11 protein-coding genes and 2 pseudogenes are annotated in these 15,499 nt (G+C 60.2%); 7 read left to right on the top strand and 6 right to left on the bottom strand.

Annotated features, from left to right (window positions below):
• Window positions 1-626: 626 nt before the first annotated feature.
• Window positions 627-964: pseudogene (locus EN955_RS14600) on the top strand (acetyl/propionyl-CoA carboxylase subunit alpha); the annotation flags it as partial.
• Window positions 965-1,351: 387 nt separating this feature from the next.
• Here EN955_RS14600 and EN955_RS14595 read toward each other — a convergent pair.
• From EN955_RS14595 to EN955_RS14570, 6 genes and pseudogenes are all read right to left on the bottom strand, one after another.
• A pseudogene (locus EN955_RS14595) lies at window positions 1,352-2,662 on the bottom strand (IS1380 family transposase).
• Between the two features lie 141 nt (window positions 2,663-2,803).
• Complete coding sequence (locus EN955_RS14590) at window positions 2,804-3,805, bottom strand: ABC transporter ATP-binding protein (RefSeq protein ID WP_024505854.1); 1,002 nt, start codon at window positions 3,803-3,805, stop codon at window positions 2,804-2,806.
• Entirely contained in the window at window positions 3,798-4,805 is a 1,008-nt protein-coding gene (locus EN955_RS14585; protein ID WP_024505853.1) for an ABC transporter ATP-binding protein, read from the bottom strand. Before EN955_RS14585 ends, EN955_RS14590 begins: the two co-directional genes overlap by 8 nt.
• Window positions 4,802-5,734, bottom strand: a complete 933-nt coding sequence (locus EN955_RS14580; protein WP_024505852.1) for an ABC transporter permease — start codon at window positions 5,732-5,734, stop codon at window positions 4,802-4,804. Before EN955_RS14580 ends, EN955_RS14585 begins: the two co-directional genes overlap by 4 nt.
• The gene (locus EN955_RS14575) at window positions 5,731-6,720 is read right to left on the bottom strand and encodes an ABC transporter permease (protein ID WP_024505851.1); all 990 of its coding nucleotides are present in this window, start codon (window positions 6,718-6,720) and stop codon (window positions 5,731-5,733) included. The genes EN955_RS14580 and EN955_RS14575 overlap by 4 nt, the downstream gene beginning before the upstream one ends.
• On the bottom strand, window positions 6,717-8,402 hold the full coding sequence (locus tag EN955_RS14570; RefSeq protein WP_024505850.1) for an ABC transporter substrate-binding protein: 1,686 nt from the start codon (window positions 8,400-8,402) through the stop codon (window positions 6,717-6,719). The genes EN955_RS14575 and EN955_RS14570 overlap by 4 nt, the downstream gene beginning before the upstream one ends.
• Before the next feature lie 394 nt (window positions 8,403-8,796).
• Between EN955_RS14570 and EN955_RS14565 the strand changes: the two genes are divergently transcribed.
• The 6 genes from EN955_RS14565 to EN955_RS14540 all read left to right on the top strand — a co-directional run bounded on the left by EN955_RS14565 (window position 8,797) and on the right by EN955_RS14540 (window position 15,467).
• Window positions 8,797-9,939: a serine hydrolase gene (locus EN955_RS14565; protein ID WP_127223431.1), complete on the top strand. Its 1,143-nt coding sequence runs from the start codon at window positions 8,797-8,799 to the stop codon at window positions 9,937-9,939.
• 68 nt (window positions 9,940-10,007) lie between these two features.
• Window positions 10,008-11,561 (top strand): ABC transporter substrate-binding protein, encoded by a 1,554-nt coding sequence (locus EN955_RS14560; RefSeq protein WP_245265433.1) that lies wholly within the window; start codon window positions 10,008-10,010, stop codon window positions 11,559-11,561.
• A 42-nt stretch (window positions 11,562-11,603) separates the two neighbouring features.
• Entirely contained in the window at window positions 11,604-12,620 is a 1,017-nt protein-coding gene (locus EN955_RS14555; protein WP_024505809.1) for an ABC transporter permease, read from the top strand.
• A complete protein-coding gene (locus EN955_RS14550) occupies window positions 12,620-13,501 on the top strand; it encodes an ABC transporter permease (RefSeq protein ID WP_245265432.1) in 882 nt (293 codons plus the stop codon). Before EN955_RS14555 ends, EN955_RS14550 begins: the two co-directional genes overlap by 1 nt.
• Window positions 13,498-14,487, top strand: coding sequence for an ABC transporter ATP-binding protein (locus tag EN955_RS14545; protein WP_024505807.1), 990 nt, complete (start codon window positions 13,498-13,500; stop codon window positions 14,485-14,487). The genes EN955_RS14550 and EN955_RS14545 overlap by 4 nt, the downstream gene beginning before the upstream one ends.
• Complete coding sequence (locus EN955_RS14540) at window positions 14,484-15,467, top strand: ABC transporter ATP-binding protein (RefSeq protein WP_024505806.1); 984 nt, start codon at window positions 14,484-14,486, stop codon at window positions 15,465-15,467. The genes EN955_RS14545 and EN955_RS14540 overlap by 4 nt, the downstream gene beginning before the upstream one ends.
• Window positions 15,468-15,499 lie beyond the last annotated feature (32 nt).

The raw sequence follows: 15,499 nt of genomic DNA, 5'->3' as shown, positions 1-15,499 counted from the left end.
GGTGTGGAAATTGTGGAAGCCGCGGCGGCGGTAGTCGGGCAGGTTCCAGCGCGGCTGGTTGTCGAACAAGATGTCGAGGTCGGGATTGGCGATCGAGGGCAGCGTCATGTGGCGGGCCGTTTCAAGTTGGGGTTCGCTCGTGAGACTCACGCCTCGGCAATCATAACAATGGCGGCATGTTGCGGAGGGGCCGCTCACAACCGTTGCGCTTACTGCTGCGACGGACGTTTTTGCCGTCCAGGCTACCCTCCATGGATATCTCCGACTTGTGCCTGATGGCTTGTGTGGCAAATCCGGCGCATCCATGTAGAGGAAGCATCCGGGACCACGGCGTTCGTGCCCTGCAGACTCTGGTCTCAATTAAGTGACTACATCGTGATGATTTCGCCCCTGCTTCGAGATCCGTCCTAGGATCCATAATTTCTTAGTTTAGCAATTGTCCTAAAACCGGCTAATATCAAATCTTGGGTGGCCACCTCGAAACTGATATGAGCAACTGCTTGCATTTCCACCGGCCACGCCGACTGTCCGGTCAAAACAGGGTGCGCTCCACATGGAGGCTTGGGGAATGTCCTTAAGCACAAACCGGAGTTGTCACGTTGTTTGATTGTGGCTGCGTGAGGCGGCCCCTCGTCTCGGCGGCGGAAGCGGTCGCCTTTGCGAAGAAGGCGGGCCTGCCACTCGCCATCAAGGCCGCCTTCGGCTGCGGCGGGCACGAAGGTCGCGCGCTGACGTGAAGAGGTGGGCGAACTCTTCGATTCGGCTGTGCGCGAGGCAACGGAGGCCTTTGGCCGCGGTGAATGCTATGCTGAACGGTTCCTCGACAAGCCACGCCACATCGAGGCCCAGATCATCGCCGACGGCCACGGAAACACCGAGGTGCTGGGCACCCGGGACTGCTCGCTTCAGTGCCGCGACCTCGAAACTCGTGGAGCAAGCACCGGCGCCCTTCATCACCGTGGAGTAGCGTGCCAGCATCCACCGGGTTCTCCCTGTTCCACGGTGAGTGACCCACGGAACGGTTCAGAAAAAGGTGCAGTAGCATCTCAACCTCAAAGACCCCAATCAGAGAGGTTTTACATCTCTCTCGAGTGAACATCGTCCTCTGTACCGGGAGAGTTGGTGGTAGAGCGCCACCCAATCGAGACGGTTGGTTCAGGCGGCTGATTCACACATCCGGTGCTCGTCAATGCGACGGCCTAACCCGCGATATCTCACACTGTCTTCCGGCATATGTCTGTGCGCGGCATTTTTGCGGGCGCATGAGTTGCGCAAGGGCTGTCGCCGCGCGAAGCGGTCGTTGTGGTTCGGCGATATCCTTGTTGTTGACGGGAGGGGTGGATCGGGGCGCTCAGATGGCGGCTGCCGACAGTCTGGCGTAGGTCAGGGTCCACTCGCGCTGGAAGGGCAGGCCGAGTTCATGGCCAGCCTGATGCGGCGCCCGAGACGCTGACCAGGGCGCCGATCTTGAACAGTTTGAGGCGGATGGTGGCGCAGCTTGCCCTGGCGAGGCGGGTGTTGGCCAGGCCGATGCGGCGCAGCGCGCAGACCAGCACATAGGCCATCGAGGCGAACCAGAGCCTGAGCTGGCTGGCCCGCATGGTGGCGGCCGAGGTGCGGTCGGCGAACAGATCGAGCTGGCATTCCTTGATGCGGTTCTCCATCTCGCCACGGGCACAGTAGAGGTCTTCGTGCCGGCCAGGCCTCGGGATCGACCGAGGTGACGACGAAGCGCGGGTTGGCCTCACCTTGCGTCCACTCGGCCTTGGCCACGACCCGGCGCCGGCGGCTCCAGCTCTTGCGCGTGGTCCACAGGAAGTCCTTGAAGCGGCGGGCGGGCCGGCTGGTGAGGGAGCTCTCTGCTCTGGCTTGCTCCAGTTCAGCTCCGATGTGCCGGGCCAGCCCGACATTACGGGCCAGGCCGAACAGGTACTCGACGGCGTTCTGCTCGCACCAGTCCATCAGTTCCTCACGGGCGAAGCCGGTATCGGCGCGCAGCACGATGCGCAGCTTGGGCCAGCGCTGGCGCAACTGGCGCACGATGCGCGCGATCTCCTGAACCGAGCCGGCGGCGGCGGCGATGTTGGCGGGCCGCAGCTTGGCGCACAGCAAGTGATCGCCGCAGAAGACGTAGAGCGGCAGGTAGCAGTAATTGCCGTAATAGCCATGGAAGAAGCGGCCCCTCCTGATTGCCGTGCAGGGGATCGTCGGTGGCGTCCAGATCGCGCACGATCTCTTCGGGCGGGGCCGCGTGCGCGCCAAGGAACAAGTCACGAACAGCGCCTCGATCGCCGCCGGATCGTGGCTGATTTTGTGATCGCGCGAAGGTTGCGGCCGCGCATTTCTTGTGACGCCGCGCCTTGAGCTTGCCGCCCAGCACCGGATCATGGCGCAATTCGTCGTGGTCGCTGAGGTCTCCATAGCCGAGCGCCAGCGCGAAGATGCGCTGCCCGACCAGCGTCCTCACCGCATGCTCGACCGGATTGCGGGCATCCACGAAGCAGCGGGCAAAGCGGTCGACCAGTCCGATCGCCCGCTCCGTAGCCCCAGCAAAAAGCGCGCCGGCATCCGAGGTGATCGTCCTGCCGTCAAAACCGGCCACGACCGCTCGCTTTTCAACGGCTCCAAAATCAAACCGTTCTGCGCTACACTCTGTTTGCATCGGGGAGCACCTCTGCCTCGAGTAAGTCTTTGTAGCAGAAGCATTTTCCCTGATTCGGAGCCCCGATGCACCTCAACTCTGAGAGAGATCCGGGCTAAGCCCCAGTCTTGCGACCCCAGCAGTTGCAAAAAATTTCCGCCTTCACTTCGCCAGCCAGCACGCAGACAAGTGCTGTGGTCCTACTTCGATGGCCAGTGGCTCCTCTACTTTGCAGCGATCGAAGGTGAGAGGGCAACGCGAATGGAAGCGACAGCCCTTCGGCACGCGTGCGGCGCTCGGAACCTCGCCTTGCAGGGCCGGCAACTCGGCGCGACCAGCGTTAGCGCCAATCTGCGGTGTGGCGTTGCGCAAGGCGACGGTATACGGATGGCGGGGGCTGAATGTGATCTCGTCAGCGCTACCGATCTCGACCATTTTTCCAAGATACAACACGGCAATCCGGTCGGCGATCAACCAGGCAAGAGGCAGGTCGTGCGTGATGAACAGCAGCGCCATGTTGTACTTGTCGCGCAGGTCGACCAGTACCTGAAGGATCTGTGCGCGTATCGAGACATCGAGCATCGACACAGGTTCATCGGCAACGATGAGATCCGGCTTCACGGCAAGCGCTCCGGCAATCACGACCCGCTGACGCTGGCCGCCAGACAGCTCGTGCGGGAAGCGGGCGAAGAAATCGCCGGGAGGATTTAGCCCGGCGGACGCCAGAGCTTCGCTCACCCGGTCGGTGAGCTGGATGCTGTTTTCAACGAGCCGTAGCGACCGCAACGGCTCCGCCACGATATCGAACACGGTATGTCGCGGGTTGAGCGCCTGATAGGCGTCCTGGAAGATCATCTGCACGCGATGCCGGTAAGGACGCAGGGCCGAGGCGCCTCGCTCCGCGGTCATGTCGCGGCCTTCGAACAACAGCCTGCCGCCTGTCGGCTGGGCAAGCTTGGTGATGACGCGGCCCACCGTCGTCTTGCCGCTTCCCGATTCACCCACAAGGGCGATGATCTCCCCCCGTCCGATGTTGAGGTCGATCCCGTCTACCGCGCGCACGGCGCTGGCAGGTCGGCCCAGGACACGGTCGAACAGCCCGCCCTGGATAGGAAAATGGACCTGCAGGCTCTCAAGACGCAGGATATCGGCAGTGTCAGGCATGAGTTGCGACCTTGTCTTCTTGCGAGGACCGGTGAAGATGACAGGCGACGCGTCCCTGCCCGAACTTATCGATGCCAGGGACTTCGGTCGCGCAAACCGCCATAGCCGACGGGCAACGCGGATGGAAAGCGCAGCCCGAGGGTCGGTTCACCAGGTTAGGGGGATCACCCGGTATTGGCCGGATGAACTTTTTGCCGCTCGCCGGGTTCGGGATCGAGTCGATCAGCAGGCGGGTGTAGGGATGTTTGGGCTGAGCGAAGATCTCGGCGACAGTGCCGTCCTCGACGATGCGGCCCGCGTACATGATCATGACGCGATCACAACACTCAGCCACCACAGAAAGGTCGTGGGTGATCAAAATGAGGGCGAGATTCAGCTGCGATCGCAAGTCGGCCAGCAGTTTGAGGATCTGAGCCTGGGTAATGACATCCAGTGCGGTCGTGGGCTCATCGCCAATGATGATCGAGGGGCGACATGCGAGCGCCATCGCAATCATCACCCTTTGACGCATGCCGCCTGACAATTCGTGGGGATAGGCGGCCCCGCGATCGACCGGAATGCCGACAAGTTCAAGCAATTCCTTTGCTCGGGCGATTGCGTCAGCCCTCGGCATCCCGAGCTTCAGCATGCATGGCTCGGCTATTTGTTTGAGGATGCGGTGAACGGGATTGAGCGCATTCATCGCGCCCTGGAAGACAACGGACGTTTCGCTCCAGCGATGTGGCCGCATAGCGGCATCGTCATCGATCGGCACTCGATAGCCGCGATAACGCACCTCGCCGCTGCTGACCCGCGCGTTGGGTGATAGCAGACCCGCAATCGCCATGGCGGTCGTGGTTTTCCCGCTGCCCGATTCTCCGACGAGGCCAATGGCCTCTCCGGCCTGGAGCGCGAAGCTAACTCTGTCGATCGCACGCGACGAAACGCCCTTAAGACCATAGTCGACCGAAAGCCCCTCGACTTCTAGAAGCGGAGCCTTGTCGTGGGAGGAGTTTGTCATGGAACAACCCTCCGCCGTGGATTGAAAGTGTCGTCGAGGGCGTTACCAACCAGAACGAAGCTAAGGGAAACCATTAGGACGCACACTCCGGGGGCACCGAGATACCACCAGGCTCCGGCGCTAGCGGCTCCAGCGCGTTGAGCGAGCGACAGCAAAGTGCCCCACGAAGGCTGCAACGGATCGCCAAGCCCAAGGAACGAGAGCGATGTCTCGACATAGATTGCCCCGGCTACGACCAGCGCACCGTTCGCTGCGATTTGCGGCACGAGATTGGGAAGGATGTGCCGCACCATGATGCTGAAATTACTGCTACCCGCAACGCGCGCACGATCAATGAATGTTCGCTCTTTAAGCGACAGTGTCTGGCTGCGAACGATACGTGCAACGAACGCCCAGCTTGTCATGCCGATAACGACAAGGATCACGAAAAGAGAAGGACGAAAGCCGAGGATGTCTCCGCCGCGCCCCATCACCTCGAGAACCACGGGTGTGATGACCAGCGCCAGCACGAAGGACGGCATAATAAAAAAGAAGTCCGTCAAGCGCATCAGCCAAACATCGACCCGGCCACCATAGTAGCCAGCCGTCATACCGATCGTAGTGCCGACGACGAGGCTGATCACAGTCGCCAGTAGCGCAATAGTGAGCGAGATCCGGGCACCGTGGACGACCAGATTGAGCACGTCACGCCCCACCTCATCCGTACCCAGCAGATGCTGGGCTGATGGTGGCGCGAGGAAATCGCCCGTTGCATTGATTGCAGTCTGAAGTGGTCCCACGAGAATATTGGGGACTGCTGCCACAATAACAAAGAATACCAGACATACGAGGCCCACCTGAGCGCCGGCGTAGTTGAGAAATTGGCGCAGAAAGCCTTTTATCGCGCGCGCCCGGGCCCGCGGGGAATATCGAACTGTACTTTCACTCATTGCCGGACCCTGGGATCAAGAAGACCGTAGGCAAGATCGGCCACGAGGTTTGCGAGAACAATCGAGGCACCAAGCAACAGGAATATTCCTTGAAGGACTGGATAGTCCCGGGCGTTGAGAGCCTCCACCGTCAGGCCGCCGATGCCTGGCCAGGCGAATACGGCCTCGACCGTGATGGCGCCTGCCACCACATAGCCAAGATTGAGGGTAATCAAGGTCACGACCGGCAGCATCGCATTGCGAAATGCATGACGCATCAGCATCTGACCATTGGTCAGCCCTTTGGCCCGTGCGGTTACCATGTAATCCTCGGTGACTACTTCACTCATTGCGGCACGGGCGACCACGACATATTGGCCGATAAGTCCAAGCGCCACGGCGGTGACCGGAAGCGCGAGATGCCGCAAGTAATCGAGCAACGAATTCAGGGAGCCGGGGATCGCGCCGGGAGAGTACGCACCGTAGCCCGGAAACCAACCCAACGCTGTGCTGAAAATCACAACCAGGATCATGGCCAGCCAGAAAGAAGGCGTCGAATAGAGCGCAAGGGAGGCTCCAGTCGCGATATGGTCGATGGCTCCTCCTCTGCGCCAACCCGCGTATAGGCCAAGCATAACCCCGCATAGAATGGCGATGAATTGGGCCAGACCGACGAGGGCGATGGTGGCCGGCAACCGCTCCAAAATTAGGTCATCGACACGTCTGCCCCTGAACTTGAAGCTGTACCCCAGATCGCCGTGGAGAGTTGCCGACAAGAAGTCGACTGTCTGGTCCGGGAAAAGTGGCCGGTTAAGCCCCCAGTTCTGGCGCTGGGCCTCGATCTGCTCAGCGGTCACGCTGGCGCGTGCCCCGCCGAGCAAAAGCGATGCAGGGTCGCCTGGAATGACCCGGAACAGGATGAAGTTCAGAGTGGCCACCATCAGGAGGGTTATAATGGCCCTGATGAGAATGCGGGCGATGTGTCGCGTTGTTCCGCCTCCATTCATGGGGCTGGCACCGGCTTCAGGCGGTCAAGCGGAAAGTAACTCCACGCGGCTATACTGTCCGGCGACCCCCACCCCTCGAAACAATCCTTGCGATGAGCGTCAAGCATAAAGGGGTAACACAGCATGATATAAGGCGCTTCTGTGTAAATGAGGCGTGCCGCCTGATCGACTAGTTCCTGGCTCTGTTTAAGATCGACTGTGACGTCGACCTCCGACACGAGCTCTTCGAACTTATCATTTTTCCAGTAGGAAGTGTTGTCGATGCCAATGCGCTTGCTGTCGCCCAAGGCGAGTAGGTCGTGAGGCGAGGGAGACAACCAGCCCCCACGAACGAGCAGATCCCAGCCTCCGCCGCCGTTCTCTGGCGCTGCCGTGTGGGCGCCGAGCGCACCGGAATCGAACTGGGTCACCGATACGGGAATGCCGATTTGTCCCAACCAGCCTGCGACGAGTTGCACGGCCGCGATCGGTATTTCGAGTTCACCGGAGTCGGTTCCGGTGATCAGCTCGAGCTGGAAGCGTTTTCCCTCCTTATCCTCCCGAACGCCGTCGCCGTTCGTGTCCCGATACCCCGCGGCATCGAGCCGGCGGCCGGCCTCCGCGGGATCGAAATGGCGTCTGATGTCCCCAAGGTCCGAGTAGTAGTCGGCGGCCAACGGCATGACCAATCCCACTCCGGGGTCGGCATGTCCACGGTAGGCACGATCGACGATCGTCTTCTGGTCAATCGCATACCCGATCGCATCGCGAAACGCCGGATCCTGCAGGGCCTTCGTGCTGCCTGCCCCGTCACCGGACAGGGTGTTGAAAGCCAGGTAATTCCGCTGCTCGACGCGCACTTCACCGACCACGATGCTAGGATCCTTCGAGAGGTCGGCCCATTGGGCAGCCGTCGGGGGGCTGCCGTAATCGAGGCTTCCGCTCTTTAGGCCCTGTGCTAGGGGATCAGCCGAATCGAAGAAGCGTATGATTATGCCGGACGTCTTCGGCTTTCCCGTGCGGAAATATTTGTTCGGCACGAGACGGGCAAACTGGCCCTGCTGAAACTCCGCAACGATCATCGGGCCCGTGCCCACCAGCGGCGGGTCGTTGCGGAAGGTGCTGCGCGCATCAGCGTAGCTGATGTCCTTCCAGATGTGCTCAGGAACAATCATTACATTCTTGTAAAGCGGCAGGCGGGTAGGGGCCTTGGTCACGATCTGCAAGGTCTCGTCGTCGAGGGCCGTGATCGACTTGAACCGTTCAAATCCGCCCGTGTTGTTGAAGCCGATGTTAAGTTCGTCGGCCTTGCCTATGGAGCCAAGCAGGTAGTTGTAGGTGAATGCGGCATCTCTGGCTGTAGCGGGCTGGCCGTCCGACCACTTCATGCCAGGCCAGATCTTGAAGGTCCACGTGACGGTGTCGTCAGCAACGGACCACCCTTTGGCAAACGACGCCTTCCAGTCGGGGTGGCGCAGCGCGTCCGGGCCCACTAAAAGGTCATAGGTGAAGGTGATCGGCCAGAACGAGCCCCAGGTGACAAACGGGTTCATCGAGTCGGGAGCGACGATGTTGCCAAGACGCACGATGTGATCGTCGCACGACGACGAGGCGAACGCCCTGGAGCGCATGACCCACGGTGCAGCCGACCCTAGCAGCATCCCCTTCATGACCGCACGGCGACTGAGCGTCCACTTGTTCATTCTTCCTCCCTTCAAGTAGGTTTCGTTTTTTGCTGCAATCCCCACCCGGCAGTGCCGTAATGCGAAGTCCCGTGATGCGAAGCTCAGTTCCAGTTGCTAAATACCGGCGCAACCTGGCGCAACGGCATCGCGTTCATCTCTTCCGCAGCGGATGACTTGCAACGGCACGCTGATGTTAGCCGTGGCCCCAAGGTTCCCTAATACCAAAGTTTTGGTAGCCACAGTAAAATTGATATGAGCCGTCCCGCCCCGGTTCTGGTCTTCTAATGCTACAATTCGGCAATCAACCAATTCGGAATTGCCAACATGGAAAAATGCGAGCGCACGCGTCACAGCGCTCCCTATTACCTGCACGTTACGAACGAACCCCTTACTTACTTGGAAGGCTCCCCGCATGACGATCCCCTCGATCGCCAATCCCGACCTCGACATCTTGTTCGACAACCAGCCGCGCTGGAACCTGCCCGACTACCGCCGCCGCGGCTTCCACAATTTCCACACCACGATGCGCTACGCCATGTCGCTGCGCGCCCCCCGCGTCCTGCCGCTCAGGAAGCAGATCGACTGGGCCATCGGCGAGCGCCCCGGCGTCGCACGTTTCCTCGCCATGCCGCATTTCTCGGCCTTCGTCGTCCTGCGTGGCGAGCGCATCCTCTACGAAAGGTACGCGCCGGACTTCGGCCCCGACAGGCCGCATCCCATCATGTCTATCACCAAGACGACACTCAACCTGATGCTCGGCCGCTGCGTCGCTGATGGCCTCATCAATCTTGACGAGCGAGTAGGTACTTATCTGCCGGAGATCGGCACGGGCTACGCCGAGGCGACCGTCAAGGCGGTCGCCGACATGAACGTCGCCAATGACTTCAGCGAGGACTACACCAACCCTAACGCGACGTGGTTTGCCATGGAGGCCGCCGTCGGCTGGCGCCTGCCGCTGGCGGGGCATATGGAGGAGACGACCCGCTCCTTCGTCTGCGGCATTACCGGCGGCGACCTGGCAAACCGCACTGGCTATGCGCTCTACAAGTCGACCAACAGCGATGTCCTTGGCTGGATCATCGAGCGGGCCAGCGGCCGGCCGCTTCGCGACTGGCTGATCGAGATCGTCGAGGCGGCGGGGCTCGAGGGATGCTTCCATATCACCTGCGACCGCGAGGGCGTGCCGCTGGTCGACGGCGGCGCCTGCCTCTCTGCCCGCGACCTCGCACGCTACGGCCTGCTCTTCGCGCGCAAGGGCGAGGGCATCGATGGCCGCCGCGTCGGCGATGCCGCCTTCATCGAACAAACGCGCTACAACCCCGGCCTTCCAATGCCGAAACCACGCGACTGGATGCGCTATAGCCGCCAGATGACGACCGATGGTACCTGGCTTGGCCACGGCGGCTACGCAGGCCAATATATGCTCGCAAACCCTGACACCGGCATTGTCGTCGTCTACTTCGGCGTGCTCGAAAACACAGGCGACCCTGACCCCGATCCAAACTTCCAAGGTCCTCTGGTGAAGATGATGGCAAAACTCGCCGCGGAAGTTTGAGCGAGTGGTAGACGTGCTGGAGCATTTACCAAGAACGAGCAACCAAGCAAAGGGGAAACACAATGACAATGAATCGACGCGATATTCTCAAGGGGGCCGCAGGGTCGTCCGTAGCCATCGGTGGACTGAGTTGGTCCAGCCTTCATGCGATCGCGCAGACAAACAAAAAGAACACGCTGACCTGGATTTGGGACATAGCGTACCAGAACATGAACCCAGCCATTGCTAATGCGGCCGAACTCTATGTGCTAGGCAGCGTCTACGAGACCCTCTTTGCCTACAAGGACGGGAAGGTCCTGCCGAAACTGGCAAGCGCTTGGGAGGGTGCGGAGGGTGGCAAGACTTGGACTGTCAAACTGCGCGAAGGGGTAAAGTTCCACGACGGATCGCCGCTGAATTCGGCGGCTGTCAAGAAGTCGTTCGAATATACGCGTGATCTTGGGAAAGGGGCGAGCTACCTGTATGCGGGCTTGGAACATGTAGAGACGCCGGACGAACATACCCTCATCTTCCGTTTCAAAGACGCCATCGCCTTCGATCTCGTGGCGGGTGCACAATCTGGTGGTTACGTGATCGGTCCGGCAGGCATCGACAAGGGCGACGAATGGCTGAACCAGGGCAATGCGATCGGCACAGGGCCCTACAAGTTGACAGAGTTCCGGCAGGGAAAGCTAATCGTCCTCGACAAATTCGAAGATTACTGGGGCGGATGGAAAAGTGGCCAAATCGACCGTGTTCTTCATCCCTATGTGGCCGAAGTGTCGACGCGCATTCAGATGATCCGCTCCGGCGAAGCAAACCTTTGCCCTCGTATTCCCGCTACGCAGATCGAGAGCCTCAAGGCTTTGCCCAATGTTTCCGTCGCGGATATTCCGAGCTGGCGCACACAATTTTATATGATTAACACCCAAAAATATCCCACAGACAATCTGAAATTCCGACAAGCTCTGTTATCTCTTTGGGATCACGAGTCAGTACTGAAGGACATCTTTCATGGCATCGCCAAAAAGCCGGTAGGTCCCGTCGTATCGACCTTGTGGGGTCATGGAACATACGACGTGGGCAAATATGATCCACAAAAGGCGCTAATACTCCTTGAAGAATCGGGCATTCCTAAGAAAGATTGGAAGATAAAGGCACTGTACTACGCCGGTAATCAAGAGCAGATCGATGCAATAGAGCTGTTCCGGGCCAACGCCGAGGCTGTCGGCCTCGATGTCGAGCTCGAGCTTGAGGCGGTCGCCACCACCTACAACACGAAGGCTCGGTCTCCTGAAACGACCGGTCACCTGAACGCGATGGTAAATTGGCCAGGTTATCCCTCTCCGCAGGATTTTTTGGGAATCTTTAAGAGCGAAGAGAAACCCGTCTGGAACTTTTCCTATTACCACGACGAAGAGTACGACCGCCTGGTAGGCGAGGGCTTCCAATTGGAAGGTGTCGACAAGGACGCTGCGGCTAAGGCCTATATTGCCGCCCAAGACAGGGTGATGCAGAATGCCGTCGCCATCTTCTATGCCGATGTTGACCGGGTCGTCGCCTATTCCTCCGATATCAAAGGAATGGAACAAGCCAACAATCCCGCCTACGAATGGATCTCCCTCTACAGCCTGAGCAGATAGGCGGCTTTGCTTAGCTGAAAGTAACGGGAGGATATCACGGCTATGGCAGTGCACTTGGTTCAACGGCTGTTGATGATCGTTGGCGTCGTACTTGGCGTCGTCACCATAATGTTCGTCCTGAGCCGAGTGCTTGCCCCCTCGCCCGCGGAGTTGATGCTGGGGCAGAGGCCTTCCGCTGAGATGACCGACAAGATGAACGACGAGCTCGGACTCAATAGACCGCTCGCGGTTCAATATTTGGGTTTCATTGGCAATGTGCTGCGTGGAGAGTTGGGCAACAGCCTGCTTACCAAGCGGCCTGTGCTGTCGGAGGTAGGCGAGCGGTTTGGCGCGACGTTCGAACTCACCACCTTGGCGATGGTGATCGTTCTGCTCATTGGCATTCCGATCGGAGTTCTTTCCGCTGTAAAGCAGAACTCGATCGTCGACAATGTCGTCCGGACGGCCTCGGTTGCTGGCGTCGCGGTCCCCTCTTTCATCCTGGCGATGTCACTGCAGCTCCTCTTTTACGGCGCTCTCGGATGGCTGCCGCTCCAGGGTCGCGTGGATACTTCGATCCTTTTGGGCAGCCCGATCAGGCCGATCACCGGTCTGTTCCTTATCGATGCCCCTCTTACCGGCAATTGGGAGGGTTTCATGAGCGCTCTTGCACACATAGCGCTGCCACTCCTCACCTTGACCATCCTGCTACTTGCTACCGTGACACGCATCACGCGCAACATGATGATCGAGGTTCTGAAGGAGGAGTATATTCGGACTGCGTTTGCCTATGGCCTGCCGAAGTCCGTGATTTACTATCGGTATGCGTTGAAGGCCACCCTCATACCAATCCTGACGGTCGTTGGGTTGACCTATGGATTCCTTCTGGGCGGAGCCGTTGTGGTTGAGTCAGTCTTCGACTGGCCAGGACTGGGTGCCTTTGTGGTCTCGTCGATCGCGCAGAACGACTACCCCGCCTCGCTCGGCGCCACACTCTTTCTTGCCGGCACATACCTCCTGGTCAATCTGATCGTCGACCTTCTGTATGCGGTCGTCGATCCCCGGCTCAGAACAGCGTGATGGAGATGATGATGCAAACCGATGTCATCGAGTGGCCCAGCCGCCTGATCCGGGCAAGAGCATTCTTTAGGCAACACCGGCTGTTCGTTTTTGGCGCGGCCATCCTCTTGGTGGTGGTTTCATGTGCGGTGCTGGCCACCTGGATTGCACCCTATGAGCCGACCAAAATCATCATGTCGGAGCGGCTTTTAGCCCCCGGCGCCGAGCATCTGATGGGCACGGATCGCTTCGGCAGGGATATCTTCGCCCGGGTGCTTCATGGAGGAAGGATATCGCTGCTCGTCGGCCTTTGTGTTGTCCTTCTATCCTTAGTCATCGGCGTCCCCATCGGACTTGTGGCAGGGTATTTTGGTGGCAGGACCGACCTTCTTTTGATGCGTATAGCAGATGTCTTCTTGGCCTTTCCGCCGCTGCTTCTGCCGATCGCCATCATTGCTGCACTTGGTCCTGGCATTTGGAGCGCTGTGATCGCGCTCGGTGTTTCATGGTTCCCAGGAACGGCGCGCATTATGCGCGGCGCGGTTCTGCGAGTGCGCGAGGAACTTTACATCGGCGCCGCGCGAACGATCGGTTTGGGGCATCCGAGCATTCTGGTTCGCCACGTGCTGCCAAACTCGTTGACGCCGGTCATCGTTGCGGCCTCGGCGGATTTTGGCTACGCGATCTTGGCAGGGGCATCGCTGAGCTTTATCGGCTTGGGCGCAAGGGCTCCGGCGGTCGAGTGGGGTCTAATGGCGGCGGATTCCCGCGTCGACTTCCTCGATCATTGGTGGACTGCGCTGTTTCCGGGTCTGGCCATCTTCGTGACAGTGCTTGCGCTCAATCTCGTTGGCGACGGTCTCCGCGATATTCTGGACCCAAAGCAGGGTCGACCGGAATGAGCGACCCGGTTCTTCAGGTGAGCGGCCTCGGAGTGACTTTTCCCGGTCTTTTCCGATCGACTTCGATCCTGCGCGGCGTTGATTTCGAAGTTGCCGCAGGCGAAGTGCTCGGCTTGGTGGGTGAGTCGGGCTGCGGGAAGTCCATGACCGCGAGCGCCTGTCTTGGCATGGTGCCGCCGCCCGGTTGCATCACCGGCAGCATCAGGATCGACGGGCAGGAGGTCATTGGGCGGCCCGAGTCCGAACTGCGCGCGATGCGCGGCAGCCGCGTTGCGATGATCTTCCAAAATCCTATGCGTTCCATGAACCCGTTCTTCACGCTTGGGCGGCAGATGATCGATGTCATTTGTTGCCACCGACCGGTCGGCCGGCGAGAAGCGCGTACCGTGGCTCTGAGCGAGCTCAAGGCCGTGCGCATCCCTGACCCGGAGCTGGCACTTCAGAAGTACCCGCACCAGCTTTCAGGCGGGCAGATCCAGCGTGCCCTGATTGCGCTCGCGCTCGCCTGCCAGCCGCGCCTTTTGATCGCCGATGAGCCCACAACGGCGCTCGACGTGACCATCCAGGCACAAATCGTCTGGCTCCTGCGGCGCCTCGCCGATGAGAAGGGCCTTGCCGTCGTGTTCATCACACACGATCTCGGCATCGTTTCGCAACTTTGCGACCGCGTGGCCGTCATGTATGCGGGCCGGATCGTTGAGATGGGCAGCGTGGAGGGGGTGATTGACCAGCCTCGCCATCCCTACACGGCAAAGCTGCTGGGTACTGTTCCCGTAGTTGGCCGCGGTACCGGCGATCTCGTCTCGATACCCGGCCATGTACCCGATCCTGGCGTAATACCGACGGGCTGCGCGTTTCACGACCGGTGCGACCGGGCGACTGGCATCTGCGCAGAGGCGGATCCGCCGGCCCGGACCTTTGGCGAGGGCCACCTGGCACTATGCCATCATGCCGTTCGCCATCAGCAGGTCACGGAGGCACCATGAACGCCGCACCGCCCGTTCGCCTGGTCTCCGTGGAGGGTCTGTGCAAAGTGTATCCCACGCGCCAGGGTGCCATAAAGGCCTTGGACGATATCAGCTTTCAGATCGCGCCGGGCGAGACGCTAGCACTCGTCGGCGAGTCGGGCTGCGGCAAGAGTACGCTCGCCTCCGCACTCCTGGGGCTTATGAAATTCGATGCAGGCACAATCGAGATCGGCGGCAATGCAGTCACCGCCCACCGATACGGAACCACAATGCCCCCACGCCGCGACGTCGGCGTGGTGTTCCAGAACCCGCATTCCTCCCTCGATCCGAGGATGAAGGTGCGCTCGCTCGTCGGCGAACCGCTGAGCGGTATTCTAGGCATACGGGGCGAAGCCGTCACCCGGCGCGCCGGCGAACTGCTGAGCCAAGTTGGACTCGGCGTGGATTACCTCAACCGTTATCCCCATCAGCTCTCGGGCGGGCAAATGCAGCGCGTCGCCATCGCACGTGCGTTGGCGCTTGAACCACGGCTGCTTGTGCTCGATGAGCCTACCGCGGCGCTCGATGTCTCCGTGCAAGCCCAGATTTTGAAGCTTCTTAAGGCTCTCCAGGCCAGATCAAACGTCAGCTACCTATTCATCACGCACGATCTTGGTGTCGTAGACTACATCGCCCACCGCGTCGCCGTCATGTATCTTGGCCGGATCGTTGAGAGCGGGTCCGTTGATGAGGTCTTCGCCGGTCCGCGCCACCCATACACGCGGGCATTGCTCGACGCCGTCCCGGTCATCGATCCTCGGCGACGGCGCCAGTCCCCACCGCTCGACGGCGAGGTCCCGAGCCCTCTCAACCGCCTTCCCGGCTGCGCCTTCGCACCACGTTGCCGTTGGGCGATGAACGAGTGTCGCTCATCGGAGCCCGCGCTTTGTGAAGAAGAGCCTAGACGACGGGCTTATGCTTGTTTCCGTCCATTAGCGCCCGAAAAACGTCCCCCATAAAGAGACCTGCATGAAGCTGCGTGAATATGCAG

The organism is Mesorhizobium sp. M7A.F.Ca.CA.001.04.2.1 (assembly GCF_003998485.1).
Classification (GTDB): Bacteria; Pseudomonadota; Alphaproteobacteria; order Rhizobiales; family Rhizobiaceae; genus Mesorhizobium; species Mesorhizobium ciceri.
The sequence above is the reverse complement of the archived record's forward strand: the minus strand, read 5'-3'. Positions and strand labels throughout refer to the sequence as shown.

What these genes read in the sequence shown, in the direction of transcription:
- EN955_RS14590 (WP_024505854.1), bottom strand. Translation starts at nt 3,805, where the DNA reads ATGCCTGACACTGCCGATATCCTGCGTCTTGAGAGCCTGCAGGTCCAT.
- EN955_RS14585 (WP_024505853.1), bottom strand. Translation starts at nt 4,805, where the DNA reads ATGACAAACTCCTCCCACGACAAGGCTCCGCTTCTAGAAGTCGAGGGG.
- EN955_RS14580 (WP_024505852.1), bottom strand. Translation starts at nt 5,734, where the DNA reads ATGAGTGAAAGTACAGTTCGATATTCCCCGCGGGCCCGGGCGCGCGCG.
- EN955_RS14575 (WP_024505851.1), bottom strand. Translation starts at nt 6,720, where the DNA reads ATGAATGGAGGCGGAACAACGCGACACATCGCCCGCATTCTCATCAGG.
- EN955_RS14570 (WP_024505850.1), bottom strand. Translation starts at nt 8,402, where the DNA reads ATGAACAAGTGGACGCTCAGTCGCCGTGCGGTCATGAAGGGGATGCTG.
- EN955_RS14565 (WP_127223431.1), top strand. Translation starts at nt 8,797, where the DNA reads ATGACGATCCCCTCGATCGCCAATCCCGACCTCGACATCTTGTTCGAC.
- EN955_RS14560 (WP_245265433.1), top strand. Translation starts at nt 10,008, where the DNA reads ATGAATCGACGCGATATTCTCAAGGGGGCCGCAGGGTCGTCCGTAGCC.
- EN955_RS14555 (WP_024505809.1), top strand. Translation starts at nt 11,604, where the DNA reads ATGGCAGTGCACTTGGTTCAACGGCTGTTGATGATCGTTGGCGTCGTA.
- EN955_RS14550 (WP_245265432.1), top strand. Translation starts at nt 12,620, where the DNA reads ATGGAGATGATGATGCAAACCGATGTCATCGAGTGGCCCAGCCGCCTG.
- EN955_RS14545 (WP_024505807.1), top strand. Translation starts at nt 13,498, where the DNA reads ATGAGCGACCCGGTTCTTCAGGTGAGCGGCCTCGGAGTGACTTTTCCC.
- EN955_RS14540 (WP_024505806.1), top strand. Translation starts at nt 14,484, where the DNA reads ATGAACGCCGCACCGCCCGTTCGCCTGGTCTCCGTGGAGGGTCTGTGC.